The sequence below is a fragment of the Pseudomonas fluorescens genome (genome assembly GCF_000968015.1).
Lineage (GTDB): Bacteria > Pseudomonadota > Gammaproteobacteria > Pseudomonadales > Pseudomonadaceae > Aquipseudomonas > Aquipseudomonas fluorescens_W.
Map to the genome: position 1 here is coordinate 1 of NZ_LACH01000127.1, position 262 is coordinate 262.

Annotated in this window: 1 pseudogene; it reads right to left on the reverse strand. The window is 66.4% G+C overall.

Annotated elements, in window-relative coordinates:
- A pseudogene (locus VD17_RS32875) lies at positions 1-262 on the reverse strand (hypothetical protein); the annotation flags it as partial.

Consider the following 262-nt stretch of genomic DNA (forward strand, 5'->3'; position numbering starts at 1 on the left):
CGCGCCTTCTTTACGCTCCATGGTGCCGTGACCCGGCAGGAACGGGGTCAGGTGCGACTTGACGCCAATCGGGCCGACGCCCGGGCCGCCACCGCCGTGCGGGATGCAGAAGGTCTTGTGCAGGTTCAGGTGCGACACGTCGCCGCCGAACTTGCCCGGGGCGCAGAGGCCGACCATCGCGTTCATGTTGGCGCCGTCGATGTACACCTGGCCGCCGTGGTCGTGAATGATGCCGCAGATTTCGCGGATGCCTTCTTCGAAC